Annotated in this window: 30 protein-coding genes; 14 read left to right on the forward strand and 16 right to left on the reverse strand. The window is 58.6% G+C overall.

Features of this window, described 5'->3' with window-relative positions:
* The first annotated feature begins 70 nt into the window (after window positions 1-70).
* Entirely contained in the window at window positions 71-358 is a 288-nt protein-coding gene (locus AB4O01_RS28010; RefSeq protein ID WP_108225929.1) for an Rdx family protein, read from the forward strand.
* Here the strand turns inward: AB4O01_RS28010 and AB4O01_RS28015 are convergent.
* A complete protein-coding gene (locus AB4O01_RS28015) occupies window positions 352-1,245 on the reverse strand; it encodes a DMT family transporter (RefSeq protein WP_320337202.1) in 894 nt (297 codons plus the stop codon). The genes AB4O01_RS28010 and AB4O01_RS28015 overlap by 7 nt on opposite strands.
* A 176-nt stretch (window positions 1,246-1,421) precedes the next feature.
* The gene (locus AB4O01_RS28020) at window positions 1,422-2,186 is read right to left on the reverse strand and encodes an AraC family transcriptional regulator (protein WP_093442629.1); all 765 of its coding nucleotides are present in this window, start codon (window positions 2,184-2,186) and stop codon (window positions 1,422-1,424) included.
* 135 nt (window positions 2,187-2,321) lie between these two features.
* Between AB4O01_RS28020 and AB4O01_RS28025 the strand changes: the two genes are divergently transcribed.
* Window positions 2,322-3,137 (forward strand): UDP-2,3-diacylglucosamine diphosphatase, encoded by an 816-nt coding sequence (locus AB4O01_RS28025; RefSeq protein WP_007919701.1) that lies wholly within the window; start codon window positions 2,322-2,324, stop codon window positions 3,135-3,137.
* A 116-nt stretch (window positions 3,138-3,253) separates the two neighbouring features.
* Here AB4O01_RS28025 and AB4O01_RS28030 read toward each other — a convergent pair whose 3' ends face one another.
* Both AB4O01_RS28030 and AB4O01_RS28035 read right to left on the reverse strand, forming a co-directional pair.
* Window positions 3,254-3,844 carry an HD domain-containing protein gene (locus AB4O01_RS28030; protein WP_460090160.1) on the reverse strand — a complete coding sequence of 197 codons (591 nt, stop codon included), beginning with the start codon at window positions 3,842-3,844 and terminating at the stop codon, window positions 3,254-3,256.
* 14 nt (window positions 3,845-3,858) lie between these two features.
* Window positions 3,859-4,170, reverse strand: a complete 312-nt coding sequence (locus AB4O01_RS28035; protein ID WP_093442638.1) for an Mpo1-like protein — start codon at window positions 4,168-4,170, stop codon at window positions 3,859-3,861.
* A 164-nt stretch (window positions 4,171-4,334) separates the two neighbouring features.
* On the opposite strand from AB4O01_RS28035, the gene AB4O01_RS28040 reads away from it, so the two are divergent.
* Window positions 4,335-5,396 carry an AraC family transcriptional regulator gene (locus tag AB4O01_RS28040; RefSeq protein ID WP_218189349.1) on the forward strand — a complete coding sequence of 354 codons (1,062 nt, stop codon included), beginning with the start codon at window positions 4,335-4,337 and terminating at the stop codon, window positions 5,394-5,396.
* Here the strand turns inward: AB4O01_RS28040 and AB4O01_RS28045 are convergent.
* On the reverse strand, window positions 5,353-6,807 hold the full coding sequence (locus AB4O01_RS28045) for a TrkH family potassium uptake protein (protein ID WP_460090161.1): 1,455 nt from the start codon (window positions 6,805-6,807) through the stop codon (window positions 5,353-5,355). The two genes, AB4O01_RS28040 and AB4O01_RS28045, sit on opposite strands and share 44 nt — an antisense overlap.
* A 121-nt stretch (window positions 6,808-6,928) precedes the next feature.
* Between AB4O01_RS28045 and AB4O01_RS28050 the strand changes: the two genes are divergently transcribed.
* Window positions 6,929-7,495, forward strand: coding sequence for a nitroreductase family protein (locus AB4O01_RS28050; protein WP_460090162.1), 567 nt, complete (start codon window positions 6,929-6,931; stop codon window positions 7,493-7,495).
* A gap of 337 nt (window positions 7,496-7,832) precedes the next feature.
* Here the strand turns inward: AB4O01_RS28050 and AB4O01_RS28055 are convergent, their stop codons facing one another.
* From AB4O01_RS28055 to AB4O01_RS28080, 6 genes are all read right to left on the reverse strand, one after another.
* On the reverse strand, window positions 7,833-9,173 hold the full coding sequence (locus AB4O01_RS28055) for a sensor histidine kinase (protein WP_093439518.1): 1,341 nt from the start codon (window positions 9,171-9,173) through the stop codon (window positions 7,833-7,835).
* 174 nt (window positions 9,174-9,347) lie between these two features.
* The gene (locus AB4O01_RS28060) at window positions 9,348-9,797 is read right to left on the reverse strand and encodes a Spy/CpxP family protein refolding chaperone (protein WP_016987938.1); all 450 of its coding nucleotides are present in this window, start codon (window positions 9,795-9,797) and stop codon (window positions 9,348-9,350) included.
* A gap of 229 nt (window positions 9,798-10,026) precedes the next feature.
* Complete coding sequence (locus AB4O01_RS28065) at window positions 10,027-10,704, reverse strand: response regulator transcription factor (protein ID WP_093439526.1); 678 nt, start codon at window positions 10,702-10,704, stop codon at window positions 10,027-10,029.
* Window positions 10,705-10,711: 7 nt separating this feature from the next.
* Window positions 10,712-11,122, reverse strand: coding sequence for a translation initiation factor 2 (locus AB4O01_RS28070; protein ID WP_099758320.1), 411 nt, complete (start codon window positions 11,120-11,122; stop codon window positions 10,712-10,714).
* A gap of 149 nt (window positions 11,123-11,271) precedes the next feature.
* On the reverse strand, window positions 11,272-11,571 hold the full coding sequence (locus AB4O01_RS28075; protein ID WP_007919677.1) for a YciI family protein: 300 nt from the start codon (window positions 11,569-11,571) through the stop codon (window positions 11,272-11,274).
* Between the two features lies 1 nt (window position 11,572).
* Window positions 11,573-12,172, reverse strand: coding sequence for a septation protein A (locus tag AB4O01_RS28080; protein ID WP_460090164.1), 600 nt, complete (start codon window positions 12,170-12,172; stop codon window positions 11,573-11,575).
* Between the two features lie 87 nt (window positions 12,173-12,259).
* Between AB4O01_RS28080 and AB4O01_RS28085 the strand changes: the two genes are divergently transcribed.
* The 6 genes from AB4O01_RS28085 to rluB all read left to right on the forward strand — a co-directional run bounded on the left by AB4O01_RS28085 (window position 12,260) and on the right by rluB (window position 17,299).
* Complete coding sequence (locus tag AB4O01_RS28085) at window positions 12,260-13,123, forward strand: PHP domain-containing protein (RefSeq protein WP_093439532.1); 864 nt, start codon at window positions 12,260-12,262, stop codon at window positions 13,121-13,123.
* 13 nt (window positions 13,124-13,136) lie between these two features.
* Window positions 13,137-13,766 carry an L-threonylcarbamoyladenylate synthase gene (locus AB4O01_RS28090; RefSeq protein ID WP_093440143.1) on the forward strand — a complete coding sequence of 210 codons (630 nt, stop codon included), beginning with the start codon at window positions 13,137-13,139 and terminating at the stop codon, window positions 13,764-13,766.
* 123 nt (window positions 13,767-13,889) lie between these two features.
* Window positions 13,890-14,588: a segregation and condensation protein A gene (locus AB4O01_RS28095; RefSeq protein WP_172828192.1), complete on the forward strand. Its 699-nt coding sequence runs from the start codon at window positions 13,890-13,892 to the stop codon at window positions 14,586-14,588.
* Window positions 14,589-14,599: 11 nt separating this feature from the next.
* Window positions 14,600-15,586, forward strand: coding sequence for an SMC-Scp complex subunit ScpB (scpB, locus tag AB4O01_RS28100; protein ID WP_093439535.1), 987 nt, complete (start codon window positions 14,600-14,602; stop codon window positions 15,584-15,586).
* A 143-nt stretch (window positions 15,587-15,729) separates the two neighbouring features.
* Window positions 15,730-15,921, forward strand: a complete 192-nt coding sequence (locus AB4O01_RS28105) for a DUF1289 domain-containing protein (protein WP_034153249.1) — start codon at window positions 15,730-15,732, stop codon at window positions 15,919-15,921.
* Window positions 15,922-16,075: 154 nt separating this feature from the next.
* Complete coding sequence (gene rluB / locus AB4O01_RS28110; protein WP_460090166.1) at window positions 16,076-17,299, forward strand: 23S rRNA pseudouridine(2605) synthase RluB; 1,224 nt, start codon at window positions 16,076-16,078, stop codon at window positions 17,297-17,299.
* Window positions 17,300-17,517: 218 nt separating this feature from the next.
* Here the strand turns inward: rluB and AB4O01_RS28115 are convergent, their stop codons facing one another.
* Entirely contained in the window at window positions 17,518-18,483 is a 966-nt protein-coding gene (locus tag AB4O01_RS28115; protein WP_099758325.1) for a M29 family metallopeptidase, read from the reverse strand.
* 71 nt (window positions 18,484-18,554) lie between these two features.
* Window positions 18,555-18,692, reverse strand: coding sequence for a hypothetical protein (locus AB4O01_RS28120; protein ID WP_460090167.1), 138 nt, complete (start codon window positions 18,690-18,692; stop codon window positions 18,555-18,557).
* Between the two features lie 893 nt (window positions 18,693-19,585).
* On the opposite strand from AB4O01_RS28120, the gene AB4O01_RS28125 reads away from it, so the two are divergent.
* Window positions 19,586-21,004: an amino acid permease gene (locus tag AB4O01_RS28125; RefSeq protein ID WP_460090168.1), complete on the forward strand. Its 1,419-nt coding sequence runs from the start codon at window positions 19,586-19,588 to the stop codon at window positions 21,002-21,004.
* A 67-nt stretch (window positions 21,005-21,071) separates the two neighbouring features.
* Here AB4O01_RS28125 and AB4O01_RS28130 read toward each other — a convergent pair whose 3' ends face one another.
* Window positions 21,072-22,421, reverse strand: coding sequence for a serine hydroxymethyltransferase (locus tag AB4O01_RS28130; protein WP_460090169.1), 1,350 nt, complete (start codon window positions 22,419-22,421; stop codon window positions 21,072-21,074).
* Window positions 22,422-22,954: 533 nt separating this feature from the next.
* Between AB4O01_RS28130 and AB4O01_RS28135 the strand changes: the two genes are divergently transcribed.
* On the forward strand, window positions 22,955-23,560 hold the full coding sequence (locus AB4O01_RS28135; RefSeq protein WP_186624441.1) for a helix-turn-helix transcriptional regulator: 606 nt from the start codon (window positions 22,955-22,957) through the stop codon (window positions 23,558-23,560).
* Window positions 23,544-24,419, forward strand: a complete 876-nt coding sequence (locus tag AB4O01_RS28140) for a queuosine precursor transporter (protein ID WP_093439557.1) — start codon at window positions 23,544-23,546, stop codon at window positions 24,417-24,419. The genes AB4O01_RS28135 and AB4O01_RS28140 overlap by 17 nt, the downstream gene beginning before the upstream one ends.
* A 54-nt stretch (window positions 24,420-24,473) precedes the next feature.
* Here the strand turns inward: AB4O01_RS28140 and queC are convergent, their stop codons facing one another.
* Entirely contained in the window at window positions 24,474-25,172 is a 699-nt protein-coding gene (gene queC, locus AB4O01_RS28145; RefSeq protein WP_257357585.1) for a 7-cyano-7-deazaguanine synthase QueC, read from the reverse strand.
* 156 nt (window positions 25,173-25,328) lie between these two features.
* Between queC and arfB the strand changes: the two genes are divergently transcribed.
* Window positions 25,329-25,742 carry an alternative ribosome rescue aminoacyl-tRNA hydrolase ArfB gene (arfB, locus tag AB4O01_RS28150; protein ID WP_007920134.1) on the forward strand — a complete coding sequence of 138 codons (414 nt, stop codon included), beginning with the start codon at window positions 25,329-25,331 and terminating at the stop codon, window positions 25,740-25,742.
* On the opposite strand, the gene AB4O01_RS28155 is transcribed toward arfB, so the two are convergent.
* On the reverse strand, window positions 25,739-26,926 hold the full coding sequence (locus AB4O01_RS28155) for an MFS transporter (protein WP_175559663.1): 1,188 nt from the start codon (window positions 26,924-26,926) through the stop codon (window positions 25,739-25,741). The genes arfB and AB4O01_RS28155 overlap by 4 nt on opposite strands.
* Window positions 26,927-26,969: the final 43 nt, after the last annotated feature.

A 26,969-nucleotide genomic window follows, 5' to 3' on the forward strand; every position in this document is an offset into this window, starting at 1 on the left:
GTGAGTCTCGGGGCAAGCGATAAAGCCGGCTATTATAGCGGCGCCCTCTGTCTCAGGAGTTTCAGCGAACATGACTGTCGCAAAAGCAGAAGTTGTCATCACCTATTGCACCCAATGCCAGTGGCTGCTGCGCGCGGCGTGGCTGGCGCAGGAACTGCTCAGCACCTTTGGCGATGACCTCGGCAAAGTGTCTCTGGTGCCCGGCACCGGCGGGGTATTTCACATCAGCTGCGACGGCGTGCAGATCTGGGAACGCAAGGCTGATGGCGGTTTTCCCGAGGCCAAGGTGTTGAAGCAGCGGGTTCGTGATCAGATCGATCCTGACCGCGACCTCGGTCACAACGACCGCACTCAGTGAGACGCAGCCTCGGCGGCGACGGTTTTCTTGTCGGCATGGCCGGACATCCGCGCTGACACGACGATGGCAACAATGATCAACGCACCGCCGATCAACATCTTCGACGTCGGGTTTTCATTGAACAACAGCCAGGCGACGGTGATGCCGTAGACTGGCTCCAGCGCAAACACTACCGCCGCCGTGCGCGCCTTGATCACCGCCAGGCTGGCGACGAACAGGCTGTGCGCGACGCCGGTACAGAACACCCCGAGCAGGGCGATCCACAGCCAGTCCAGTGCCCGCACCTCACTCAGTTGCGGCGCCGCCACCGGCAGCAGACACAGCGCTACCACCACGTTTTGACACAACGCCGCCTGCACTGCCGGGATGCGCCCGGAGCTGGCGCGGTTGGTCAGCGACAGTAGCGAGAACAGCAGCCCCGAAAGCACTGACCAGAGCAAGCCGATGGTCGCACCGCTGCCCAGGTCGAAGGCCGGGGTCACCAGAATCAGGCCAATGCTGACCAACACCACCAGCAGAATTTCATTGGCACGGATGCGTTCACGGAAAATCAGCCCTTCGAGAATCACAGTGAAGGCCGGGAAACTGGCAAAACCCAACGTCGCGATGGCGACACCGGCGATCTTCACAGACAGAAAGAAACTCACCCAGTGCCCGGCCAGCAACACGCCGCTGAGGGCGAGGCGGCGCCAGTCCACGGCCTGAAGTTTCTGCCAGCCTTGCTGGCTGGCGAAACGGGCGAAAAATGCCAGGGCGAGTACGGCGAAAGCCGCGCGTCCAAAGACGATCACAGCGGGGGACGCAGCAGCGAGTTTGCCGAACACACCCGTCAGGCCAAACATCAAAGCACCGATATGCAGAGCGCCGAGGGCGGTACGCGGAGTCATTGCAATCCTTAATCCAGACACGGTTTCTTGTGATTGATACGCTCTGCGTGGGAATGCCTCTAGGGACGCTCTGCGTCCAGTGACGCGGAGCGTCACCGGCTACATTCCCACGCAGAGCGCGGGAACGATCAATAAGTCCATTGAACCCTGTATCGGCCTACAAGTCTGTCGGCAGACTATCGTCGTTTGTCGCAGGAATCGCGCCGAAGCTGGCCGGGCGATGCGCTGAACTCACGTAGGATCGCGGCCGAGAAAGCGCTCTGCGAGCTGTAGCCGACGCGACTGGCAACTTCGCCGATCGGCAGGGCGGTGTCGCGGAGCATTTGCACGGCCAGATGCAGGCGTCGGCTGCGGATGTAATCCATCGGCGTCTGCCCGCATTCGGCCATGAACCGCGCATGCAGACGCGCGCTGGACAATCCTGCCACCCGTGCCAGATCGGCGACTTGCAGCGGATACGCGGCGTATTGCTCGATGTGCGCATCCAGTGCGGCATAGGGTAGGCGGCGAATGGCGTGTTCCGCAGGTTGCGCGTGATTCAGACTGGCCAGCAGCAACACCGCGCCTTGCTGGGCAATCAATGGATCGCTGACCGGACTGTTTGCCAGCCAGCTGACCAACTGACTTTGCCCCGAATCCAGCGACAAGCGCGCCGGTTGATCGAGCAGACGATGGCTGGCGTCGGCATGTTCGCCCAGTGAATCCGTCAGCCATTGGCCGTTCGGGATATCCAGTACCAGACAGCGGCTACCATTGGGACTGCCGCAGGCATGATGAGCGCCGGAAGGGATAACTACAAAACTCTGCTGACGCACCTGACTGCCACTGCCCTCGACCTCGAAATCCAGCGCACCGGACAGCCCGAACACCAATTGCGCGTGGTCGTGGCTGTGGGCGATCAAATCGTGGGTGTACTGGCGCAGGGTGAGGATCGGTCGCATGGCAGGTTGTCTCCGAAGTGGTCGTCAGTCTACACCGGCGCACACCGGATGCGTTGTCACAGGACTGACTCACGCTTGTCATGGTCGATTAACCGGGCGCGCGCACAGTGGCGAAAACATCGCAGAGGGTTGCCCATGACCAGCGCCGAGCTCGCCCGACCCAGTCGTAAACAACGGGTGCGAACCCTGTGGATCTCCGACGTGCACCTGGGCACGCGGGATTGCCAGGCCGAGCACTTGTCGCAATTTCTCAAGGGCTACCATGCCGACAAGATTTACCTGGTTGGCGACATCATTGACGGTTGGAAGCTACGCGGCGGCATGTACTGGCCGCAGGCGCATACCAACGTGATCCGCCGCTTGCTGACCATGAGCAAGCGCGGCACCGAGGTGATTTACGTCACCGGCAACCACGACGAATTCCTGCGTCGTTATTCGAAGCTGATTCTGGGCAATATCCAGTTGGTCGACGAAGCGGTGCATGTCACGGCGGATGGCCGGCATCTGCTGGTGATTCATGGCGATCAGTTCGATGTAATCACCCGTTATCACCGCTGGCTGGCCTTCCTTGGCGACTCCGCCTACGAATTCACTTTGACCCTCAATCGCTGGCTTAACCACTGGCGTGCCCGCTATGGCTACGGCTATTGGTCGCTGTCGGCGTACCTGAAACACAAGGTGAAGACCGCGGTGAGTTTCATCAGCGACTTTGAAGAAGCCATCGCCCATGAATGCGTGAAGCGCGAGTTGCATGGCGTGGTGTGCGGGCACATTCACCATGCCGAGATCCGCAAGGTCGGCGAGGTGGATTACCTCAATTGCGGCGATTGGGTGGAGTCGTGCACGGCGCTGATCGAACACTGGGATGGCACGATCGAGTTGTATCGGCTGGCGGATGCGCAGGCGCGGGAGGCGGAGCTGAAAGCGGCCAAAGTCGCCGAACTCGCCTAATGCTCTGGTGATTGAGAGGGCCTCATCGCGAGCAGGCTCACTCCTACAGGGGTACGCATTTCAACTGTAGGAGTGAGCCTGCTCGCGATGAACCGCGCAGCGGTTCCCGAGGATGATTACGCTGGCGAGTGTTGCTCCATCGCGGCCTTGTAAATCGAGTTCTTCGGCTGCGCAAACAACCGCTCCATCATCGGCTCGAAAAAACTCAACGGCAGCGTGTCATAGTCAGGATCAAACGCCGCCGCATCGTATTTGGCGCAAAATTCGGCCGTTGCCTGAAACTGCGGATGACCGGCGAACTGTTCACGCAGATGCCGATCCATGCCCAGGTGATGAAAAAAGTAATAACCCTGAAACACCCCGTGCTTCTCGACCATCCACACATTCTCGGCACTGACGAACGGCTTGAGTATCGCAGCGGCAATGTCCGGATGGTTGTACGAACCCAGGGTGTCGCCGATGTCATGCAGCAAGGCACAAACCACATATTCCTCGTCGCGCCCGTCACGAAAGGCACGGGTGGCGGTTTGCAGCGAGTGGGTCAGGCGATCCACCGGGAAGCCACCGAAATCGCCTTCCAGCAGTTTCAGGTGGGTCATGATCCGTGCGGGCAACTGTTTGGCATAGGCGCTGAAGTCGGCGGCGATGATCGCCCAATCTTCTTGGGTACCTTCCTTCATATGGGTGAAGCGGGCATTGGCATTCATTGGCTGACCCTCATTCAGAACGCCACGCGACCCAGAATCATGTCGCGGTACATGACGAAGTCGCCAAGCAGGCTGTACAGCGGATGCTGGAAAGTCGCCGGCCGGTTCTTTTCAAAGAAAAAGTGCCCGACCCAGGCGAAGCTGTAACCGGCCAGCGGCAAGGCCAATAGCAACAGCCAGGCGCCCTTGGCGATGGTCAGCGCGAGAATAAAAATCACCAGTGTCGTGCCGATGAAATGCAGGCGCCGGCAGGTACTGTTGCTGTGTTCGCTGAGGTAATACGGATAGAACTCAGCGAAGCTGTTGAAATGTTTGATGTTTTCCACGACCGCGTTCTCTGTGGTTATTGTTCTGGCGACGAGTTGTGCTGCGGGTAGCTTATTTGAGTCTAGAGTGATCATTGGCGTGGGCCAGTGACAATCGGCGCCACTTTAGTATCCTTCGCAAATCGGGCCGTAACATGCGGCCCATCATGTAAAAGAATAACGCCATGAGCGAACGAACGACTTCTGCAAGCTGGGCGATGGGGATTGTCAAAGCATTGGAGATGGACGGCCTGGATTGCCGGGTTCTGTTCAAACAACTGGGGCTCGATTACACGGCTCTGGATGATCCGGATGCGCGCTTCCCGCAAGATTCCATGACCCGTCTCTGGCAACGGGCGGTCGAGTTATCCGGCAACCCGGCGATCGGCCTGAACATGGGCAAGGTGGTGCGCCCGGCGTCTTTTCATGTCGCCGGCTACGCGTTGATGTCGAGCAATACCCTCGCCGAAGGCTTTCAACGGCTGGTGCGCTATCAGCGCATCATCGCCGAGAGCGCCGATCTGAGTTTCCGATTGCTTGATGACGGTTATGCGCTGATTCTGACCGTGCACGGTGACCATCTGCCGCCGACCCGGCAAAGCGCCGAAGCCTCGCTGGCCTGTGCGCTGGGCCTGTGCGGCTGGTTGACCGGACGCACGTTGCACCCGGTCAAAGTGCTGGTGCAGGGCGCCGAACCCGAGGACCTGGAACCCTACAAACAAGCCTTCCACGCGCCGCTGATGTTCAACGCGCCGTATGACGCGCTGATCTTCGAACGCGCCGACATGGAAGCGCCGCTGCCGACAGCCAACGAAGCGATGGCGCTGTTGCACGACCGCTTTGCCGGGGAATATCTGGCGCGGTTTTCCGAAAGCCGCGTGACCCACAAAGCGCGACAGGTGCTGTGCCGTTTGCTGCCGCAAGGTGAGCCGAAGCGCGATACTGTGGCGCAGACCCTGCATTTATCGCAGCGCACTTTGCAGCGCCGCTTGCAGGAGGAGGGCACCAGTTTTCAGCAGTTGCTCGATGACACCCGCCGCGAACTGGCCGAGCAGTATCTGGCGCAACCGAGCATGACGCTGCTGGAAATCGCTTATCTGTTGGGATTTGCCGACCCGAGCAACTTCTTTCGCGCGTTCCGCCGCTGGTTCGACACCACGCCCGGCGATTACCGGACGCGGTTGTTGCAGGCGCCGAGCGCGGTCAGTGACGCCAAAAGGCCGGAATACACAGTACAAACACCGTAATGATCTCCAGTCGGCCGAGCAGCATGCCGAACGACAGGATCCACTTGGCCGCGTCCGGCAGAGTGGCGAAGTTGCCCGCCGGGCCAATGGTCTCTCCCAGGCCTGGGCCGACCCCGGACACGGTGCTGGCAGCGCCGGTCAATGCGGTCATCCAGTCAACGCCCAGCAGCGACAGGAGCAGGGCGATCACGCAGATGGTGATGGCGAAGAAGAACGAAAAGGTCAGAATCGAACGGACGATCTCTTCGTCGAGACGGTGGCCGTTGTACTTCTGCTTGATCACCGCGCGCGGGTGAATCAGTTGATTAAGGTTGGCCTTGAGCAAGATGTAGGCGACCTGGAAACGGAAGATCTTGATCCCGCCCGCCGTCGACCCGGAACAACCACCGACAAAACCCAGATAGAAAAACAGCATCAGTGAGAAGTTACCCCACAGGCTGTAGTCGCCGAGGGCGAAACCGGTGGTGGTGACCACCGACGTCACGTTCAGCGCTACGTGACGTAGCGCCTCCAGCCAATGCAAATTGGTCGTCCACCAGTACCAGGTGCCGAGCACCAGCCAGGTCACCAGCAGCATACCGAGCAAACCCTGCACCTGCTGATCCTTGATCAGCGCCTTGCGGTTGCCGCGCAACGTCGCCACGTACAGGGTGAACGGCAGGCTGCCGAGAATCATGATGACGACTGCGACCCAGTACACCGCCGGTTGCGTCCACTTGGCCAGCGACTGGTCGGAGGTCGAGAACCCGCCGGTGGAAATCGCCGACATCGCGTGGTTGATCGCGTCGAACGGACTCATCCCGGCCCACCAGAACGCCAGGCTGCCAAGGATGGTGATGCCGACATACGCTGCCACAATCAGGCGCGCCACCATGTGCGAGCGCGGCATGACCTTCTCCGAGCGGTCCGAGGATTCGGTCTGGAACAGGCGCATGCCACCGATACGCAGCAGCGGCAGAATCGCCACCGCCATGCCGATAAAGCCGATGCCGCCGAGCCAGTGCAGCAGCGAGCGCCACATCAGAATGCCCGGTGACATGGTGTCGAGCCCGCTGAGTACGGTCGAGCCGGTCGCGGTGATGCCGGACATGCTTTCGAAAAACGAGTCGGTGTAGCTGATGTGCTGGGTCAGCAGAAACGGCAGCGCAGCAAAAATGCACACCACCAGCCAACTGCTGACCGTCAGCAGGTACATGTCGCGCGGGCGCAGGTGAATGTGTTCCGGGCGGCCAGGAATCACCAGCGCGAGGCCGGCTACAAAGGTGATCATGCTCGCCCAGAGGAACGACGGCAGATCACCGGTGCGCTCGAAAATCACTAGGGTGGCCATAGGCACGACCATGGCCACAGCCAGGGTGATCAGGAAGATGCCGATGATGAAACCAATGATCCGTAAGGTCGGCAACGCCATGAAGTCCGCTCGGGCTGATGTGGGAAGGGCGCCATTCTACCCGTGGGGCAGGGCATGTAAACCGGCATCCTGTTGGCAGATACAGCTAGAATAGCCGCACATATTTTTCAGGAGGTGGCCGATGCAGGCTCTCGACGCGTTGCTCAACCGTGTTTCCGTTCCACGACTGGTCGAACCGGCCCCCACTGCCGAGCAGCGCGAAGCCCTGTTTGGCGCCGCGTTGCGCGCGCCGGATCACGGGCATTTGCAGCCGTATCGCTTCCTGACGGTCGAAGGCGCGGCACGCGAGCAAATGGGCGAGTTGCTGGCGCAAGCTGCGCAAATGCAGGAAGGCGAAGTCACTGAAGCGATGATCGACAAGGCCCGTAACGGTCCGCTGCGTGCGCCGCTGGTGGTTGTGGTGATCGCCAAGTTGCAGGAACACGTCAAGTACCCGAAGGCCGAGCAGTTGCTGGCGGCCGGGTGTGCGGCGCACGGGATTTTGCTGGCGGCGTATGCGCAAGGGATTGGTGCGGTGTGGCGTACGGGTGATCTGGCTTATTCGCAGCACGTGGCCAAAGGTTTGGGCTTGGTTGAAGGTGAAGAAGTGATCGCGTTCTTGTACCTCGGCACGCCGCAGAAAGAACCGCGTGTGGCGGAGAAGGTTGATCTGGCTGAGTTTGTCAGCGCCTGGCCCGCCAACGCCTGAAGATCAAAAGCCCCTCACCCTAGCCCTCTCCCAGAGGGAGAGGGGACTGATTGGGGGATGCTGTAGAGGTACGCCGACCTGAAAGTGCTCGGCTGAATCCAGAGTCGATAACGGTTCCGATGCATTTCGAGTTCGGAGTCGATAACGGTTCCGATGCATTTCGAGTTCGGAGTCGATAACGGTTCCGATGCATTTCGAACCCAGAGTCGGCGACGATTCACGTGCCTTCCTGGCCCATAATCGACTCGGTGTTTCAGGTCGATGTCTGACGCAAGACACCTCGGTCGGCCCCCTCTCCCTCCGGGAGAGGGCTGGGGTGAGGGTAGCTTTTAGGCTCTTAAAGTTGCACCACCGCTCCGGGCACCAACGGCAATTCCAGACTGGCAATAAACCCACCCTGCGGATGATTGGCCAGCGTCAAACTCCCACCATGCCGCTCCGCCGCCCTTCGCGCAATCGCCAGGCCCAAACCGTGTCCCGCCGCCGTCTGTCCCGGCGCCCGGTAAAACGGCTCGCCCAACTGGCTCAAATGTTCAGCCTGCACCCCCGGCCCATGGTCGCGCACGCTCACGATGATTTTTTCACCCTGACGTGAAGCCTGCATTTCAATCGGCTGACCTTCCGGGTTGAAGCGCTGGGCGTTGCGCAGCAGGTTATCGACGGCGCGCTCAATCATGGTCGGCCAGCCTTTCAGATTCAGCTGCGGTTCGGCATCCAGACGCACGATCTGCTCGGGCGATCCCAGTTTTGCGTCCTTCTGCAAGAGGCCGAGCAACGCATTCAGATCCACCTCTTCAGCACTGGCGTTGTCGGCATCGACCCGCGCCAATACCAGAATTTCACTGATCAACGCTTCCAGCCGATCACACTCGCGCGTCAGGCGTGGCCAGAGTTTCTCGCGTTCTTCAGGGTTGGCGCGTTCGGCCAGGGCCAGGGCGATACGCAGCCGCGCCAACGGTGAGCGCAATTCGTGGGAAACGTCGCGCAACAGCTGTCGCTGGCTGCCAATCAGGCTTTGCAGGCGCGCGCCCATGCGGTTGAAATCGTTGGCCAGCACGCCAAATTCGTCGCGGCGGTTGGCCAGTTTCGCCAGGCTGTTCTGCTGATAAGTGGTCTGCCCGAGATCATGCACCGCGCCGCGCAAACGGCTGAGCGGGCGGGTGATGGAGAAGGTCACCAGCAGACTGAACAGGGTCAGCACCACCAGCGCAATCCCCAGCGCACTCAATGGCCAAAGCAGGCTTTCGCGGTGCCAAGAGTCGAGTTCCGGATGCGGGATGCGGTAGATGAACAGGTAGGTGTCACCGGTTTTTTCGCTGGTGAATTCATCGGTCAGACGTCGCCATGGCAGACGCCGGTCATCATTGTTCTGGCGGGCTTCGAACGCGGCTGCGCGGCGCGGGAAGGTGCCGCGAACCACCGGGTCGCCGGATTCGTTCAGTACCTGAACATCGATGTGATATTGGCGTTTGCGCTGTTCGAGGATGTCCTGGGCAGCTTCCTCGCCCTGGGCTTCGTAGGTTTGCGTCCATTCGCCGGCGAGGGTGTTGAGGCCCGGATGGCGACTGAGGATCCATGCGTCCTGGTTGAGCATGTGCCCGAGCAGAATGGACAGCCCGGCCACCAGAGCGATGGCCAGCCAGAAGCTCGCGAGAATACGCCAGAACAATGAACGCACAGAAAATCCTCAGAACAAACGCAAATCCCTGTAGGAGTGAGCCTGCTCGCGATAGCGGTGAGTCAGACAAGTATTCGTTGACTGACACACCGCTATCGCGAGCAGGCTCACTCCTACATTGGATCGGTGGAAAAAGACCCGGCGGTGTTTAGCCGTCGGGTCCGGGTCAGAGCATTATTGCGCCTTTTGCGCCTGTTGCGCTTTCCACGCCTTGAATTCGGCCCATTCGGCGCGACGCTCGGCCTGTTTTTTCTGGATCTCGTCGAATTTCTTCTGTTGATCCGGTTTCAACACGGCGCGAACATCCGTCTCGGCTTTCTTGTGGTTGGCGGCCATCTCGTCCTTCATGGCTTTCTGGTCAGCCGGCGAGAGTTTTTCCAGATACTTGTCGACCACTTGCTTACGCTCGTGCATCTGCTCGCCCATGATCTTGCGGATCTGTTCGCGCTGTTCGCGGGACAGGTCGAGTTGGCTGTACGGGCCTTTGCCGTGCATGCCGTGCATCTGACCGCCGTGGCGTGGGCCGTCGAGCGGGCCACCCATCGGGCCACCGTCTTGCGGCATGGCCATGGCGACGGTTGGCAGAGCGGCAGCGAACATCAGAGCGATAAGAGTCTTGCGCATGGTGTATCTCCTTGTCTCGTTCCCGGTACGTTCCGGATGAGTTCAGATTACGGAGATCAAGGTCAGCGGCGGTCAGCACTGCGTAAAGCTTCGGTAAAGACACTCGAGCGCTGACCTGACAAACACACCCTGTAGGAGTGAGCCTGCTCGCGATAACGGTGTATCGGGCAAGAACATGTCGACTGACACACTGCTATCGCGAGCAGGCTCACTCCTACAAGGGGGAGCCTCAGAGGCTGTAGTAGTAACCGCGGCTGCGCAGCGCGACGATGCGTGGGCGACCGTCGGGATGCGGGCCGATTTTCTTGCGCAGGTTGCTGACGTGCATGTCGAGGCTGCGGTCGTACAGGGTCAGCTTGCGGCCGAGGGCGATCTGCGCCAGTTCCTGTTTGTCCAGCGGCTCGCCGGGTTGCTTGAGCAGGGCTTCGAGCAGACGGCTTTCGGAAACGGTGAGGGTCAGTTCTTTCTCGTCGATGCTGACCACGCCGCGCACCGGACTGAAACTCAGATCGCCCAGCTCAAGCTGCGTCGAGACTGCCGCCGGATGGCTGCGGCGCAGTACGGCGCGCAGGCGGGCGGTCAGTTCTCGTGGGTCGCAGGGTTTGGCCAGATAATCGTCGGCGCCCAGTTCCAGACCGAGGATGCGATCCAGCGGCTCACCCCGGGCCGAAAGCATCAGCACCGGCAGATCGGCGTGGTCGTTGCGCAGTTGCTTGAGCAGTTCCAGACCGCTGCCATCGGGCAGCATCACATCCAGCACCACCGCCGCCGGGGCCGTTTCGGCCAACGCCTTGCGTGCACTCTGGCCATCGTGGCAGGCGCGCACATGGAAGCCTTCCTGGCTCAGCCAGCTACTCAGGAGTTCGCACAACTCCTGGTCATCATCAATCAGTAACAGCTCGCTCATGACTCACTCAATTTAGCCATTGCCGACGTTTTCGGCTTGCTCCACTGGCAAAGATACCGCAGAGCAGCGCCAATAGCGCTACTCCGGCGCCCGTGACGAACCATTGCTGCTGATCAGTCAGCAGACGCGGCAGCGGGCTGGCCTGGGCTTCCTTGAGTTGCAGCTTGAGACGCTGGTTCTCCTGGCGCAACCGGGCGAGCTGGGCGCTTTCACGGGTATTGTCGGCATTTTGCAGTTGTTTGCTCAGTTCTTCCCGTTGCTGCTCGCTGGCCTTGAGGCGCTGCTGCAACTCGGTGATCTGGCTGCCGGCGCTTAACGACAATGGCGTGGAATTGCCGCCTTCGGTGGTTTCCTCACCATGGGCGGGTGCCATGATCGACAACGTGACCAACATCAGACACAACGGACCCTTGCGCATCGCGACACCTGTTTCCAAATGGATATTGGGCAGGTTGTCGGCAGGCAAACGAGAATAATGAGCGATTGAGAGCAGCAAGAACCAGGAAGGTTCATTGCATGAGGCAGTGTCGCGAGTGATGAGGGGTAAATCCCCTCATCACCGGACGTTTAAGGCAGGACTTGCTTGAACGGCTTGACGACCACGTTGGCGTAGACACCCGCGGCGATGTACGGATCAGCATCGGCCCATGCCTGCGCAGCGCTCAGGGAGTCGAATTCGGCGACGATCAGGCTGCCGGTGAAACCCGCTGCGCCCGGATCATTGCTGTCGACGGCCGGGTGCGGGCCGGCCAATACGATGCGGCCTTCGCCCTTGAGCGCTTGCAGGCGTTCCAGATGCGCAGGGCGCGCGGCCAGGCGTGCTTCCAGTGAATTGGCGACGTCGGTGGCAATGATGGCGTAGAGCATGTCAGTCCTCGGTTTTTGGTGTTGTTGGGGTATCGGCATCGTGCAGATGACGCGACAGGTAAATGCCCTGTGCGACCAGGAATACCAAGGTCATGCCCAGGCTGCCGAACACCTTGAAGTCCACCCAGTAGCTCTGGAAGGTGAAGGCGACGAACAGGTTGGCAGCGCCGCAGAACAGGAAAAAGCCGATCCAGGCGATGTTCAGGCGGGTCCAGACCGGATCCGGAAGGCTCAGTGCGTGGCCCATGATGCGTTTGATCAGCAGGCGGTCACCGATGAAGTGGCTGCCGATGAAGGCGACGGCGAACAGCCAGTTGACCACCGGGGCTTTCCACTTGAGGAAGGTCTCGCTGTGGAAGGCCAGCGTCAGGCTGCCGAAAACCAGGCAGGCAATCAGGGTCAGCCATTGGCTCTTTTCCAGCTTGCGCTGTTTGATGAACAACGCGCCGTACACCACCAGGGAACTGATGATCAGCATCGCCGTGGCGCTGTAAATACCGCCTACAGTCATTTCATGGCCAGCGATGTCGACGACCCGTGGATCAAGTTTGTAAACGATGAAGAACAGCAGAAGCGGGATGAAATCGATGAATTGTTTCACAGTGAGAGCCAGAAGCTGGATGTGGCGGCATAATAACAAACATATGGGCGCGCGATAGCGCCAGCTGATTTGAGGTTACAACTCCCCGTGAATGTTGATTTGCATTGCCATAGCACGGCCTCCGATGGCGCCCTCGCGCCTGCGGTTCTGGTTGCGCGTGCGTTCGAGAACGGCGTGCGAGTCCTGGCGTTGACTGACCACGACACCCTCGAAGGCCTCGCCGAAGCGCGCACGGCCGCCAACGAATTGGGTATGCAACTGGTCAACGGCGTCGAATTGTCCTGCACCTGGGGCGGCGCGACGATTCATGTGTTGGGCTACGGTTTCGACGTCAACGCCACACCGTTGGTCGAAGCGATTGCCAGATTGCACGATGGGCGCTGGCTGCGGTCGGAAGAAATAAGCCGCAAACTCGCTCTCAAGGGTATGCCCGGTGCCCTCGAAGGTGCCCGGCAGGTCCAGCAGGAACTGGGTGACAGTGGCAACGCCCCGGCCCGTCCGCATTTCGCCGACTGGATGGTGCGTGAAGGTTTTGTAAAGGATCGCGCCGAGGCATTCCGCAAATGGCTCGGCGCCGGCAAGCTGGGTGATGTCAAGTTGCACTGGCCGACGCTGGAAGACACCGTTGGCACACTGCGTGCCGCCGGGGCCTGGGTCAGCCTCGCGCATCCGTGGCACTACGATTTCACCCGCAGCAAGCGCCGGAAGCTGATTGCCGACTATATTCAAGCAGGCGGGCATGCGATCGAGGTGGTCAATGGCCATCAGCCTGCGGAACAGGTCGGCAGCCTGGCAATCCTTGCCCGTGAGTTCGGTCTGCTGGTCAGCGCCGGCAGTGACTTCCATGGCCCTGGCGGCTGGTCAGAGATCGGCCAGTACCGGCCGGTTCCCGAGGACCTTCCACCCCTGTGGTGTCGGTTCAAACATGACACAGATATTGCCGCCGTCTGAACAGGTAGAAAATGTGAGTCAATTTTTCCAGATACATCCGGAAAACCCACAAGCGCGCCTGATAAAACAGGCGGTCGAAATCATCCGCAAAGGCGGGGTGGTGGTTTATCCAACGGATTCTTCCTACGCCATCGGCTGCCAGATCGGCGACAAGACCGCCATCGAGCGCGTGCGCCGTTTGCGTCAACTCGATGAAAAGCACAACTTCGCGCTGATCTGCAGCGACCTGTCGCAACTGGGCAACTACGCGAAGATCGACACCGGCACCTTCCGCATTCTCAAGGCGCATCTGCCGGGGCCTTACACCTTTATTCTCAACGCCACCCGCGAAGTGCCGCGTCTGTTGCTGCATCCGAAGAAGCGCACCATCGGTCTGCGTGTGCCCAGCCATCCGATCGCGCTGGCGCTGCTGGCCGAACTCGGCGAGCCGCTGATGAGCGTGACCCTGATCATGCCCGGCGACGAAGACCCGCTCAGCGATCCTTACGAAATGCGCCAACTGCTTGAACACCAAGTGGACTTGATCATCGACGGCGGTTTCGGCGGCATCAAAGCCTCCACCGTGATCGACCTGACCGGCGACGACCCTGAAGTGATCCGCGTTGGTTGCGGCGACCCCGCGCCGTTCATGGTCGAGGCCTGAATGTCCGCAGTGGAAACCGTTGTCGATCCCCAGGCTGGCGCTCAGCAGGAACTGCCGTTTGCCATGGTCTATGGCCAGGCAGTCATGGAGATGCCGCTGGACCTGTACATCCCGCCGGATGCGCTGGAAGTCTTCCTTGAAGCCTTCGAAGGCCCGCTCGACCTGCTGCTGTACCTGATCCGCAAACAGAACATCAACATCCTCGATATCCCGGTGGCGGAAATCACCCGCCAGTACATGGGTTATGTCGAGTTGATGCAGTCGGTGCGTCTGGAGCTGGCCGCCGAGTATCTGGTGATGGCCGCGATGCTCGCCGAGATCAAGTCGCGCATGCTTCTGCCGCGCGCTGAAACCGTCGAAGACGAAGAAGACGACCCGCGTGCCGAACTGATCCGCCGCTTGCAGGAATACGAGCGTTTCAAGGCGGCCGCCGAAGGCATCGACGGCTTGAGCCGCGTTGGCCGCGATGTGATCGTGCCCAAGCTCGACGCCCCGGAAGCCCGTGCACGCAAGCTGTTGCCCGACGTTGCGCTGGAAGAGATTTTGATGTGCATGGCCGAAGTGCTGCGCCGTGGCGATATGTTTGAAAGCCACCAGGTCAGCCGCGAAGCACTGTCCACCCGCGAGCGCATGAGCGATGTGCTGGAACGGCTCAAGGGCGGCGGTTTTGTGCCGTTCGTCGAGCTGTTCACCGCCGAAGAAGGGCGGCTGGGTGTGGTGGTGACCTTTATGGCGATCCTTGAACTGGTCAAGGAATCCTTGGTCGAGCTGGTGCAGAATGAGCCGTTCGCCGCGATCCACGTGCGAGCCCGAGCCGAATAACGAGTCGAAACATGAATCTGACTGAACCCCGCGAGCTGGCCCCCCTGCTTGAAGCCTTTCTGTTGGCCTCGGGAAAGCCGCAATCCCTTGAGCGCCTGTTTGAACTGTTTGAAGAAGGCGAACGGCCCGAGCCTGCGGTCTTCAAGAAAGCCCTGACCCTGCTGGGCAAGTCCTGCGAGGGCCGTGCTTTCGAGCTCAAGGAAGTCTCATCGGGCTATCGCTTGCAGATCCGCGAAAAGTTTTCGCCGTGGGTCGGCCGCTTGTGGGAAGAGCGCCCGCAGCGTTACTCCCGCGCCTTGCTCGAAACCATCGCGCTGATTGCCTACCGTCAGCCGATCACCCGTGGCGAGATCGAAGACGTGCGTGGCGTGGCGGTGAACAGCAATATCGTCAAGACCTTGCTGGAGCGCGAGTGGATTCGTGTTGTTGGTTACCGCGATGTGCCGGGCAAACCGGCGATGTTTGCCACCACCAAGATGTTTCTCGATCACTTCAACCTGAAGAACCTCGAAGACCTGCCGCCGCTGGCCGAATTGCGCGAAATGGAAACCGACCCGGTGCTCGATTTCGACGACGCTCCGGTGCCGCAGGGTTTGCAGGAGTTGGCCGACGCCAGCGCCGAGCCGGAAGAGGAGAAGGAAGAGACCAGTTTCCATACCTTGCTGCTGGAGCTGGACAGCATGGAGGAGGGGATCAAGACCGACTTCGACGATTTGCTGCGAGATGCGGCGGATGGTGAGGCGGGCGACAGTGACGCGCCGACGACCGAGCCTGAAACCGAAGTCGCTGAGCCAGCGATTGAAGTTGAACTTGAAGCCGAGCCAGAAGCCGAACCGGAAGAGGACATTCTTGGCGTCGCCGAAGCCCGCGAAAAGCTGTTGGCCGCCGTCGCCGCGCTCGAACAACCCGCGCCAGAACCCGAGCTGAGCGAAGAAGAAGCCGAAGCCCGCGCCTTGGCGGAAGCGATCGAAGCCGAACGCCGCGAGTTCGAAGACTGATCCGATCCCAAGAACACCGCAAACCCCTGTAGGAGTGAGCCTGCTCGCGATTGCGGTGTGTCAGTCGACATCTTCTTGGCAGATACACCGCTATCGCGAGCAGGCTCACTCCTACAGGGGATTTGTGTGTTTCTGGAGTAGGTATGAGTTCAACAAAAGACCCGTGCATCAGCCTCTGCAAATTCACCGACGACATCTGCCTCGGTTGCGGCCGCAGCAAGCGCGAAATCAAGGCCTGGAAGAAACTCGACAAGGACGACAAGCGCAGCGTACTGGCCGAAGCCGCGCTGCGCCTGATCAAACTCGGTGGCGCCGGTCGGCGGAAAAAGAAATAACCTTGGCCTGATCGACTAGTCTCTGATGCGCGATGGCGCACATCCGCGTATGATTCGCGACCCTCCGCCGATCCCTTCGGCCGAGAACCCAGATTTCAATGCTTCAGGCGTCCAATTCAGAGCGCTTGAACAGACCACACCGGGAGGTGCCCAGATGAGCGACATCATTCAGAAAGACGACCAGGAAATCGGCCCAGCAGGCGAAAAGCTGCAGAAAGTCCTCGCCCGTATCGGCGTCGGCTCGCGCCGTGACGTGGAATCCTGGATCAGCCAGGGCCGGATCAAGGTCAATGGCAAAGACGCCACCCTCGGTCTGCGCGTCGACATGCACGACGCCATCACCATTGATGGCAAGGTGATCAAGCGCGAAGAAGCGGCCGAATCGGTCCGCCGCGTGATCATGTACAACAAACCCGATGGCGAGATCTGCACCCGTGACGACCCTGAAGGCCGTCCGACCGTGTTCGACAAGCTGCCGCGTCCGAAAGAAGGTCGCTGGATCAACATCGGTCGTCTCGACATCAACACCACCGGTCTGCTGATGTTCACCACCGACGGTGAGCTGGCCAACCGTCTGATGCACCCGTCCTACGAGATGGACCGTGAGTACGCCGTGCGCGTACGCGGTGAAGTCGACGACGAGATGATCGAGCGCCTGAAGGCCGGCGTCGTGCTGGAAGACGGCCCGGCGAAGTTCACCGACATCAAGCAGGCGCCAGGCGGTGAAGGCTTCAACCACTGGTATCACTGCGTGGTGATGGAAGGCCGTAACCGTGAGGTTCGTCGTCTGTGGGAATCGCAGGGTCTGGTGGTCAGCCGTCTGAAGCGCGTGCGTTTCGGTCCGGTGTTCCTCAACTCCGACCTGCCGATGGGGCGCTGGCGCGAAATGAGCCAGTACGAAGTCGACATCCTCAGTGCTGAAGTCGGCCTGACGCCGGTAGCGATGCCGCAACTGAACGCCAAGAGCAAAGACAAGCTTGAGCGCATGCAGCGCAAATCGTCGCGGCCGATGGCCAAGACCGAGCGCGTGCGCACCCTGCGTCCAGCCGCTGGCGCGCCGACCGGCCCACGCCCGAGCCGTGAGCCGCAGATCGAAGGCGAGCGCCCAGGTCGCAAGCCAGTTGCCGCCCGTGACGGCGAACGCGCTCCGCGTCCGGCCAACGGTCGCACTGAACGTGGCGAGCGTGGTGCACCTGCCGGTCGTGGCACGCCTGTGGCGGATCGTCCAGCAGACACCACCAACAAGCGCCCGGCCAAGCCTGCGCCGAAGCGTCCGGGGATCAAGCTGGTTGAGGGTGACAAGCCGTCGGGCAAGCGTCGCGGCGCACCGGCCGGTTCCGGTCAGCGTCCGGGGTTTGGTCGCAAGAAGCCGGAATAAGGCAGCTGCGAGCTTCTAGCGGCAAGCTTCAAGCCAAAGCCAAAACGCCAACCTCAGGGTTGGCGTTTTTTTTCGTCTGATGAAAGGTATGTAGCGCCTGGCAGGGCCTCTTCGCGAGCAAGCTCGCTCCCACATTGGACCTGTGTCGTACACAAATCCCCTGTGGGAGCGAGCTTGCTCGCGAAAGGGCCGGTAGCTTCAATAAAGAAATCTTGGGGCTAGAACACAAAGCGTCCATCAAACACAGGTTTATCATCCAGCGCCAAAACCCCGCCCGAGAAGATCAGGTCCAGATGATGGCTGCCCTTGGCCCCGCCGCCCAATCCGAGATGCAAGCCACAATGCCGCTCCTCAAACCCGGCATTACGCGCATACAAATCCTTCACGCCTTCATTGGTGCCAATCCCCAACTCCTCAATCCGCCGGTTCGACGGATTGGCGTCCAGGTACTTGTTGAAATCATGCTCCAGCCCCGGCACCTCCGTGGCGATGCGGCTGATAGTCGAATTCTCGATCCATAGCTCCAACGGCGATTCCAGTACGCCGTATTTGCGCGCAAACGGGATGGTGCTGAGGAACGTGCCCTTGAATTTCACATGGCCATTGATGGCCTCGCTGTGCGTGGCGATTTCGCCGGGGGCCAGGTCGAAGTTGCCGATGCCGTTGATATCGGTCCACTTCTTGATGCTGCTCAGCGGCGTTTCAAACCATGAGCCGTCATCGTCTTTGAAACTCAGCGTGGTCGCCTGGGACATACGCTGGATCAGGTGACTGTTCAGGCCAGCAATGCGCTGCGGCGTGACGCTGAAGGTGTCATAGAAATAATCGCCGTAATCCTTGAACAGCAGCGACTTCTTCCAGTTCTCCGCCATCACCGCTTGCAGCGCGCGGACGAACTCCGGGCCGTCGGGGCGTGGGTTGGGCAAGGTGGAAGAGTCGTAGAAGAAAATGTACAGATCGCTGTCGGTGATTGCCGAGGTCAGCGTTGCAGTGCTGTCCAGGTCCAGACGTCGGCTGCTGAACTGGAAACGAGGATGATCGCCTGCCTGTTCGGCGATCGCGCCGGTCAGCGCTTCGTAATCAGCCGTGTGGCCGAGCAATACCTTCGCCGAGTCGAGACCGGCAAGGGCGGGGTGGTGTTCGAGGTAGTAAAGGAAATGCGAGATCGCGCGGGGCTTATCCATGAATCCTCCCTGACTGACCGTGTAGAAAGCGGCAGGCACGACCGGCCGGATCGTGCCTGCCCGGAGATGTCTTACAGAGGCCACATCGCCGTGCCGAACGGAACTACCGCGTCGGCTCGCATCATTTCTACAGCCGCCTCGTGGGTCGGTGCTTCAAACCATTCGTCCAGTTGCAGTTCGGTATCCAAGTCTTTTTCCAGTGCTTGCATGGTCGATCTCCTAGATGACATTCACGGTTGTGACTGGCCGGTCGAGGTGGCCGGCAAGACGTGAAGAACCTAGTTCAGGGTTTTTTGTAATGCAAAAAATTATTCATTTAATTTTTAAATAGACTTTTTATTCTGTTTTTCGGCGGCAGTTTTCTTATTTGAAAACAAAAAACTAAACGGCACGTTTCATTAGCAAGCTAGCTACCGTCAATTTGCAGACGTCTGACAGATATTTCTGAAATGGAAACTCTGCGTTACGCATCGTAAAGAAATGTTTACAAAAAAGCCGGTAAAACCGAGTGAAACCAACCCGTCATGATCGCTGTAAGGAAAAGCTGCCGAAGCCTGCTCCGCCGCGGGCCGGACAAGGCTCTGGCGCGCTTGTTTCAGCGCCGTTTGCAGGGTGAGATGCGCCTCATGCCTGTCGTGCAGGTGCATAACAAGAAGGAGGCGCAATGAACGCCGTGACTGATCTCCATCTCTCTCCGTGGGACGATTTTTTCCTCGTCCACGCCGATGGCCTGCAAAGGCCTGACTCAATTTTTGCAGCCGCTCGAGTGACTCGAGGCGGACACACGCAATCCCGGCAACCGCCACGCTGATCCAGCGGGGTCTGGCAGCAGGGGGTTAGCGGTGTACAATGCGCCGCGTTTTAACTGTGACCCTCTGCGTAATCGCGCAAATCTCAAGGCTATCCGCCTTGTTCACTCCGTGGCGCCACAAGCGTTTCGGGTTCGATTTCGTCACAGATAAAAACAAACAGGTGACGCATGACCGTTGTAAATAAGCTGAACTCCTGGTGCCTGCGCTGGGGTTTGATCGGGGCTGCCTGAAATCGCAACCTTGCAGCAACGTCTACTGAACACTATCAAACCTTGCGTGAGACCTTTTTCATGAGTGGACAACCCTCGCAATCAGGCGAGCTGAAACGCGGCCTGAAAAATCGCCATATTCAACTGATCGCCCTCGGTGGCGCGATCGGTACCGGATTGTTCCTCGGCTCGGCCGGGGTACTGAAATCCGCCGGCCCGTCGATGATCCTCGGCTACGCCATCTGCGGCTTCATCGCCTTCATGATCATGCGCCAGTTGGGCGAGATGATTGTCGAAGAGCCGGTGGCCGGTTCCTTCAGCCATTTCGCGCACAAGTACTGGGGCGGCTTTGCCGGGTTCCTGTCCGGTTGGAACTGCTGGATCCTGTACATTCTGGTGGGCATGTCGGAGCTGACCGCGGTCGGCAAATACATTCACTATTGGGCGCCGGATATCCCGACCTGGGTGTCTGCAGCGGCTTTCTTCGTGCTGATCAACGCGATCAACCTGGCCAACGTCAAAGTCTTCGGTGAAGCCGAGTTCTGGTTCGCGATCATCAAGGTCGTCGCGATCGTCGGCATGATTGCGCTGGGCAGCTACCTGCTGGTCAGCGGCAACGGCGGCCCGCAAGCCTCGGTGAGCAATCTGTGGTCGCACGGTGGTTTCTTCCCGAACGGTGTGAGCGGTCTGGTGATGGCCATGGCGATCATCATGTTCTCCTTCGGCGGTCTGGAAATGCTCGGTTTCACCGCCGCTGAAGCGGACAAGCCGAAAACCGTGATCCCGAAAGCGATCAATCAGGTGATCTACCGAATCCTGATTTTCTACATCGGTGCACTGGTGATCCTGCTGTCGCTGACGCCATGGGACAGCCTGCTGGAAACCCTTAACGCGTCTGGCGATTCGTACAGCGGCAGCCCGTTCGTGCAAGTGTTCTCGATGCTCGGCAGCAACACCGCCGCGCACATCCTCAACTTCGTGGTCCTGACCGCTGCGTTGTCGGTGTATAACAGCGGCACCTATTGCAACAGCCGTATGCTGCTGGGCATGGCCGAGCAGGGTGATGCGCCGAAAGCGCTGGCGAAAATCGACAAGCGCGGTGTGCCGGTGCGTTCGATTCTGGCTTCGGCGGCAGTGACGCTGGTGGCTGTGCTGCTCAACTACCTGATTCCACAACACGCGCTGGAACTGCTGATGTCGCTGGTGGTTGCGACGCTGGTGATCAACTGGGCGATGATCAGCTTCTCGCACTTCAAGTTCCGCCAGCACATGAACAAGACCAAACAGACGCCGCTGTTCAAGGCGTTGTGGTATCCGTACGGTAACTACATCTGCCTGGCATTCGTCGCCTTCATCCTTGGCGTGATGCTGTTGATCCCGGGCATTCAGATATCGGTGTATGCAATTCCGGTGTGGGTCGTATTCATGTGGGTTTGCTACGTGATCAAGAACAAGCGCGGTGCGCAACAGGCCGTACCTGCGGCAGGTGCTGCCAAGTAAGCGCTGACACAGAAACACAAAACCCGGCCTGAGTGCCGGGTTTTTTATGGGCGCAAATGTTGGACCGCTATTGATAATCGGCGAGAGGATAGTCCCTGCACAGGGTTTCGACCTCTGAGCGAAACTGCGCGAGGAGCAGGGGTTCCAGTGTGTAATCCTGTTCGCCGAGCGGCGCTACCGTATTCAGAACCCGCACTATCAAATCGACGATCTGGCGGCTGCCGTGGACATCGACCCGGCGTTGCGCCAGAGCGCCCGTGCCGATGCGCAGTCCGCTCGTCACCAGTGTCGAGCGGTGATCGCCGGGAACACGATGGCGACTGACGATGATCCCGCAGTGACCCAGTGCCGCCTCCGCGATAGCGCCCGTGATGTCGCCACGCAAGCGAACCAGTACCGTATGGTTTTCACTGCAGCCGCCAACCACTTCGTAATCCTGTGCCTGGAAGGCGCGGGCCATTTCATCCGCCGTACTGCGGATCTGCGCCATGCAGACGTCGAATTCTGCCGACATGGCGTAACCCAGCGCGGCAGCCTTCGCTGCGACCATGTTGGCAGCGAGCGCACCCTGCATTCGCGGGTAAACGGCTTCATCCAGCAGGCGACTGAAGGTGGTTCTCAAGCCGGGAATCTTGGTGTTCGCATCAGCACCGCTGAGGATCACGCCACCCCGAGGCCCGGCGAGTTGCTTGTGCGTGCAGGTGACGGTGACATGTGCGGCGTCGATCGGACCTGGATGCCGACCGGTGGCCACAAGCCCGGCGATATGCGAAATGTCGGCGAGCAGGATGGCGCCGGCTTCATCGGCAATTTCGCGAAACCGCGTGAAGTCGACTACGCGTGAATAGGCGGTGGCGCCGCAGAGGATGACGCGTGGGCGATGGGCGAGCGCCAGCAGGCGCACTTTGTCGTAATCAATAAGACCGTCGGATGTCGTGCCGTACTGGATCGCCTTGTAGTAGGCGCCCGAAAACGCCGCGAGGCTGCCATGGGTGAGATGACCGCCGTGCTCCACCGCCATACCCAACAGGGTATCGCCAGGCTCCATCAAGGCCGTAAGGACTTGGTATATGGCGTTCGACGCTGAGTGTGGTTGCACGTTGGCGTATTGCGCGCCGAACAGTTGCCGGGCCCGGCGAATGGCCAGCGACTCGACCAGCTCGACATTCTCGCACCCTGCACTGTGGCGCTTGCCGGACATGCCCTCTGCCGTCACGTTGACCAGCACGGAAGCGCAGGCCGCCAAGGTTCGCGGCTGAACTGCGCAGGAGGAGGAAACCAGTGAAAGCGTGTGCTGTTGACGCGTGATTTCCGCGTCGAGAATGGCCGCCAGTTCGGCATCTTCTGCGCGAAGATCCGTCAGGCCACGACGCAACATGTCAGCCTGGTTCTTGAGCGGTTCAGTAATGACTGCCATTGCTTGATTCCTTCCCTGGTTTTGCGAGATTTGCGCATGTCCTTGCTTGCCGGATCTGTACAGGCGAATCCGTGTTTTGACCGCTGTGCGCGCAAAACTAAACCCTGTACAGGCCCACCCGTTTTTTCGTTCTTTCACTCTTGAGAATGCGACGCCGGATTGACGCATCATAAATTTTTCAGTGAGGAACGCCACAGAATTAATCAAAAAAATGAACATTCTTCAAAGAAAATGATTCTTTTTGTAGTCGCGTCGGGTGTAAAACAGGCATTGCCCGGAGCCGATTTTCAGGCCATGGGTGGAAGTCGAAAGGAACTGACGAGTCATTACCGAGGCTGAAATGACCCCGCACGTTGGCGGAAGCAGCCTGTGAAAGCTGACTTTTTATACCGAACCCAAGGAGGGAGAATGCTATGATCCTGCGCGGCACTGACAGGGATATAACTGCAATTTCCTACCTCACTTGTGTATGTCCGGAATGATCATTCGGGACGTGACATTGATTGCAGTTAAAAATGGATGATAAGCATGTGATGCACAGAAGAGAAAGATCGGAGAATCTGAAGAACAACATCAAATACCTGATAAAGAGTCGCGGGGAGACGCAGTTGTCCTTGTGTCACTCCAGTGGTTTGACGCGTACCACCATCTACAACATCCTTGAAGGCAAAGTGGTCAATGTACAGCAGTCCACTGTACGCAAGATTTCTGATTTTTTCGGCGTGTCTTACGAGGAAATAGAAACGATTGATTTTGAAGAGAAGGAAATAATCGAAAGCAGTATTTCGCCACAGGGGAATATGAATCCGGCGGCGGTTCCGGTGATTAAAGAAAGTCTGCTGCTGCAAAGTCTGGATAAGAGAATTGGTGAGTTGGCGACGATTTATCCATTGACTTACTATTTTGGCGCTTCTTTTAATCTGATTGGTGTGCTGCTGGAAAACGAAATCAGCGGTCTGCATGAACCCGGTGAGCTGTTGATCGTACAGAAAGGAGCATCGACCAGCGACAGGGAAAAACTGGTGTATGACAAAATCACAGCGAAGTTATCTATAAGCCATGAAGGCAACTTTGATGCGGATCGTGTATGCGTGATCGGAGATGTAATCGAGGAACGATTTAATGGATTGCAGTGTTGAAATGGAAAACAGCAAGTACAAATTGCTGGGGTTCGAAAATGGAAAAAGCCTGGCCGTTATCATGGTCATTGCGACAGGCAAGATAATTAAAATAAAACTGAGTGAAGTGTTGAATAGTGAGATTATGGATAATCTGAATAAAATCGAAGTGAAAAACCTCTACAAGAAGTTCTACTCCCAGGGTGGGGCGCTGACGGCATACGAAATCAATGATCGTCATGAAAGTTCGTGGATGATCTACATCATTCTGAACCTGATGCTGTTCACGCTTTATATTTTCACCAGCATTGCGGCGACCAAGCCGATCTACCTGGATTACTTTGACATTGTCGTGACCCCGGGAACCTTTCTTTACCCGCTGACCTTTCTGATCGTTGACTTGTTGAACGAGACCTTTGGTCTGCGGCTGGCGCGCCGGGCAATTCTCTTTGCGTTCATCAGCAATGCGGCGATTATCATTCTATTGGCGATCACCACCCATTTGCCGGGGTTGCCGGGGTGGAAGCTCGATGGACCTTACAATGACGTGATCAGTCAATTGTCTTCTGTTCTGGTAGCGTCTTCGATATCGTTTCTGGTGTCCGAAAACATAAACTCGTATCTGTTGTGCAAGATCAAGGAACTGACCAACTCCAGATTCCTGTTCTTGCGAGTATTCTTGAGTACATTGTTTGCAGTAATCATCGACAGCTTTCTGTTCTGTTACATTGCATTCTATGGAACGATGGAGAACAGTGCGATCTTGAGCATGATCTATGTGCAGATCGCGATCAAAGTAGGTTTTGCTTTCTTTAATATCATGCCCGCTTATGGGGCGCGGTCGCTGTTCAAGAAGTATCTGACGGGAAGCCAGGTTTGATCGAATAGCAGAAGCGCTCGCTTGGACTGTCCCAGGCGAGCGTTTTTTTGTGTCTTATTTTAGTTTGAGTTTCAATTTCAAACTGTTGGTTACCTGATCTTTGTTCTCCAGGAACTCGTTGAGGCCTTTCGCGCGAAGATTGCACGCGTCACAGTCGCCGCATCCGCTTCCAGCTATACCGTTGTAGCAGGTCAGCGTCTGATGACGAATCAGGTCCAGTTGATTGTGGTAATCAGCCAGTGCCCAGGTTTCGGCTTTGTTCAGCCACATCAGTGGCGTTTCCAGACGTAACTTGTAATCCATGCCCAGTTCAAGCGCGTTGTTCAACGCCTTGACGAACTCATCGCGGCAATCCGGGTAACCCGAGAAGTCGGTTTCGCAAACACCGGTAATGACTGTTCTGGCTTGAACCTGATACGCATAGATAGACGCGAGGGTCAAAAACAGAATGTTTCTTCCCGGTACGAAAGTGCTCGGCAGACTTTCTCCGGAGCTGTTGACGGTCGGCACGGGAATGTTGTCGCGGGTCAGGCTGCTGATCGCCAGTTCATTCAGCAGAGAGACATCCATTACCTTGTGAACGGTCACGCCAAGCTGTTTGCAAAGTTGCTGGGCAACTTCAATTTCCGCGTGGTGACGCTGACCATAATCAAAGGTAATGCAGTGAACTTCATCATAGTGGGTCAGCGCATGGATCAGGCAGGTCGTAGAGTCCTGGCCACCACTGAAAACGATAACTGCCTTGTTGCTCATAAGTTTGCTTCCTGCATAAACGGGTAAATTTAAAGGTCGCAATGGTAACTCGAAATGATGCTCGATATAAGTGCGCTGGAAGTTGCGCCCGCAGGCCGCAGGTCGCTTTGCAGCTAATCGCGGTATCCTGTGCACTCTGATTACGGACGCTTTTCCATGCTGGTGATTTCCAACAACGTGCATCTTCCCGATGCCGAGATCGAACTGACCGCCATCCGCGCGCAAGGCGCCGGTGGGCAGAACGTCAACAAGGTTTCCAGTGCGATGCACCTGCGCTTCGACATTCCGGCCTCGTCCTTGCCCGAGTTTTACAAGGAGCGACTACTGGCGTTGCGCGACAGTCGTATTACCAGCGACGGCGTGTTGATCATCAAGGCCCAGCAATACCGCACGCAGGAAGCCAACCGCGCCGATGCGCTTGAGCGTCTGGTCGAGCTGATCCTCAGCGCCACCAAAGTCGAAAAGAAACGCCGCCCCACCAAGCCGACCCTCGGCTCGAAGAAGCGCCGGCTCGAATCGAAAACCAAGCGCGGCAGCATCAAGGCCGGACGCGGCAAAGTGGACTTCTAGTCTTCGCGGTACTTGGCCGTGTGCTTGTACAGATAGACGCTCAAGGCCAATCCGCTCAATGCAGCGAGAGCGGCGAACAGGAAGATCGAAGCAAAGCCGAAGCCTGCCGCAATCGCCCCGGCCAATGGCCCGGTGATCCCCAGCGACAAATCAATGAACAGTGAATAAGCACCGACCGCTGCGCCACGGCTTGAAGCCGGCACCAGATTCACTGCCTCCACACCCAGCGCCGGGAACACCAGCGAGAAACCAAACCCGCTCAGCGCCGCACCGGCCAGCGCCCAATGTGCGTCCGGTGCCAGCCACAACAGCAGCAGGCCCAGTGTCTCCACCGACAGGCAGGCAATCGCCACGCGAAAGCCGCCGAGGCGGTTGATCAGATTGCCGAACAGCAGGCGCGCACCGATGAAGCTGGCACCGAACAGGCTCAGGCACAGCACGGCGTTGTCCCAATGCTGTGTGGCGTAATACAGGGTGATGAAAGTGGCGATGGTGCCGAAGCCGATCGAGCCCAGCGCCAGGCCGCAACCGTGGGGAAACACTTTACCGAGCACATGCATGAACGGCAGGCGTTCACCCGCCACAATCGGCGCGGCGGTTTTCGGCCAGGCCAACGCCAGACCAAGAATCGCCAGCAAAATGATGCTGACGCCCATGCTCCACAATCCCAACTGGCCGACCAGCCACACGCCGAACGGTGCGCCAACTGCCAGTGCGCCATAACTGGCGATGCCGTTCCAGGAAATCACTTTGGCGGTGTTTGCCGCGCCAACCCGGCCAATGCCCCAGCCGATCGAACCAGAACCGACAAGGCTTTCAGCGCTGCCCAGCACCAGGCGACCGATCAACAGACTGATCAAACTGAGCATCGGCAGGTTCGGTGTCCACGCCGAAATCAACATGAACACACCGCTCAAGCCGCACCCGGCCAGGCCAATCATCACAGCGCGTTTGCTGCCCTGGTTGTCGATGATCTTGCCGGCATACGGACGGCTGAGCAGGGTCGCGAGGTACTGCACGCTGATCACCAGACCGGCAATCACCGCGCCAAAGCCCAGATCGCTGTGCACATAGCCCGGCAGCACCGCGAGCGGAATGCCGATGTTCAGGTAACCGATAAAGGTGAAGAGGACGATGGAAACGACTTGCAGCGTGACCGCCAGGGGGCGCTGGGGCTCGGACATAGAGGGCGACATGGGTAACGATCCACGGGAACGGCAGATTAGA

The organism is Pseudomonas sp. S2_E02 (assembly GCF_054668355.1).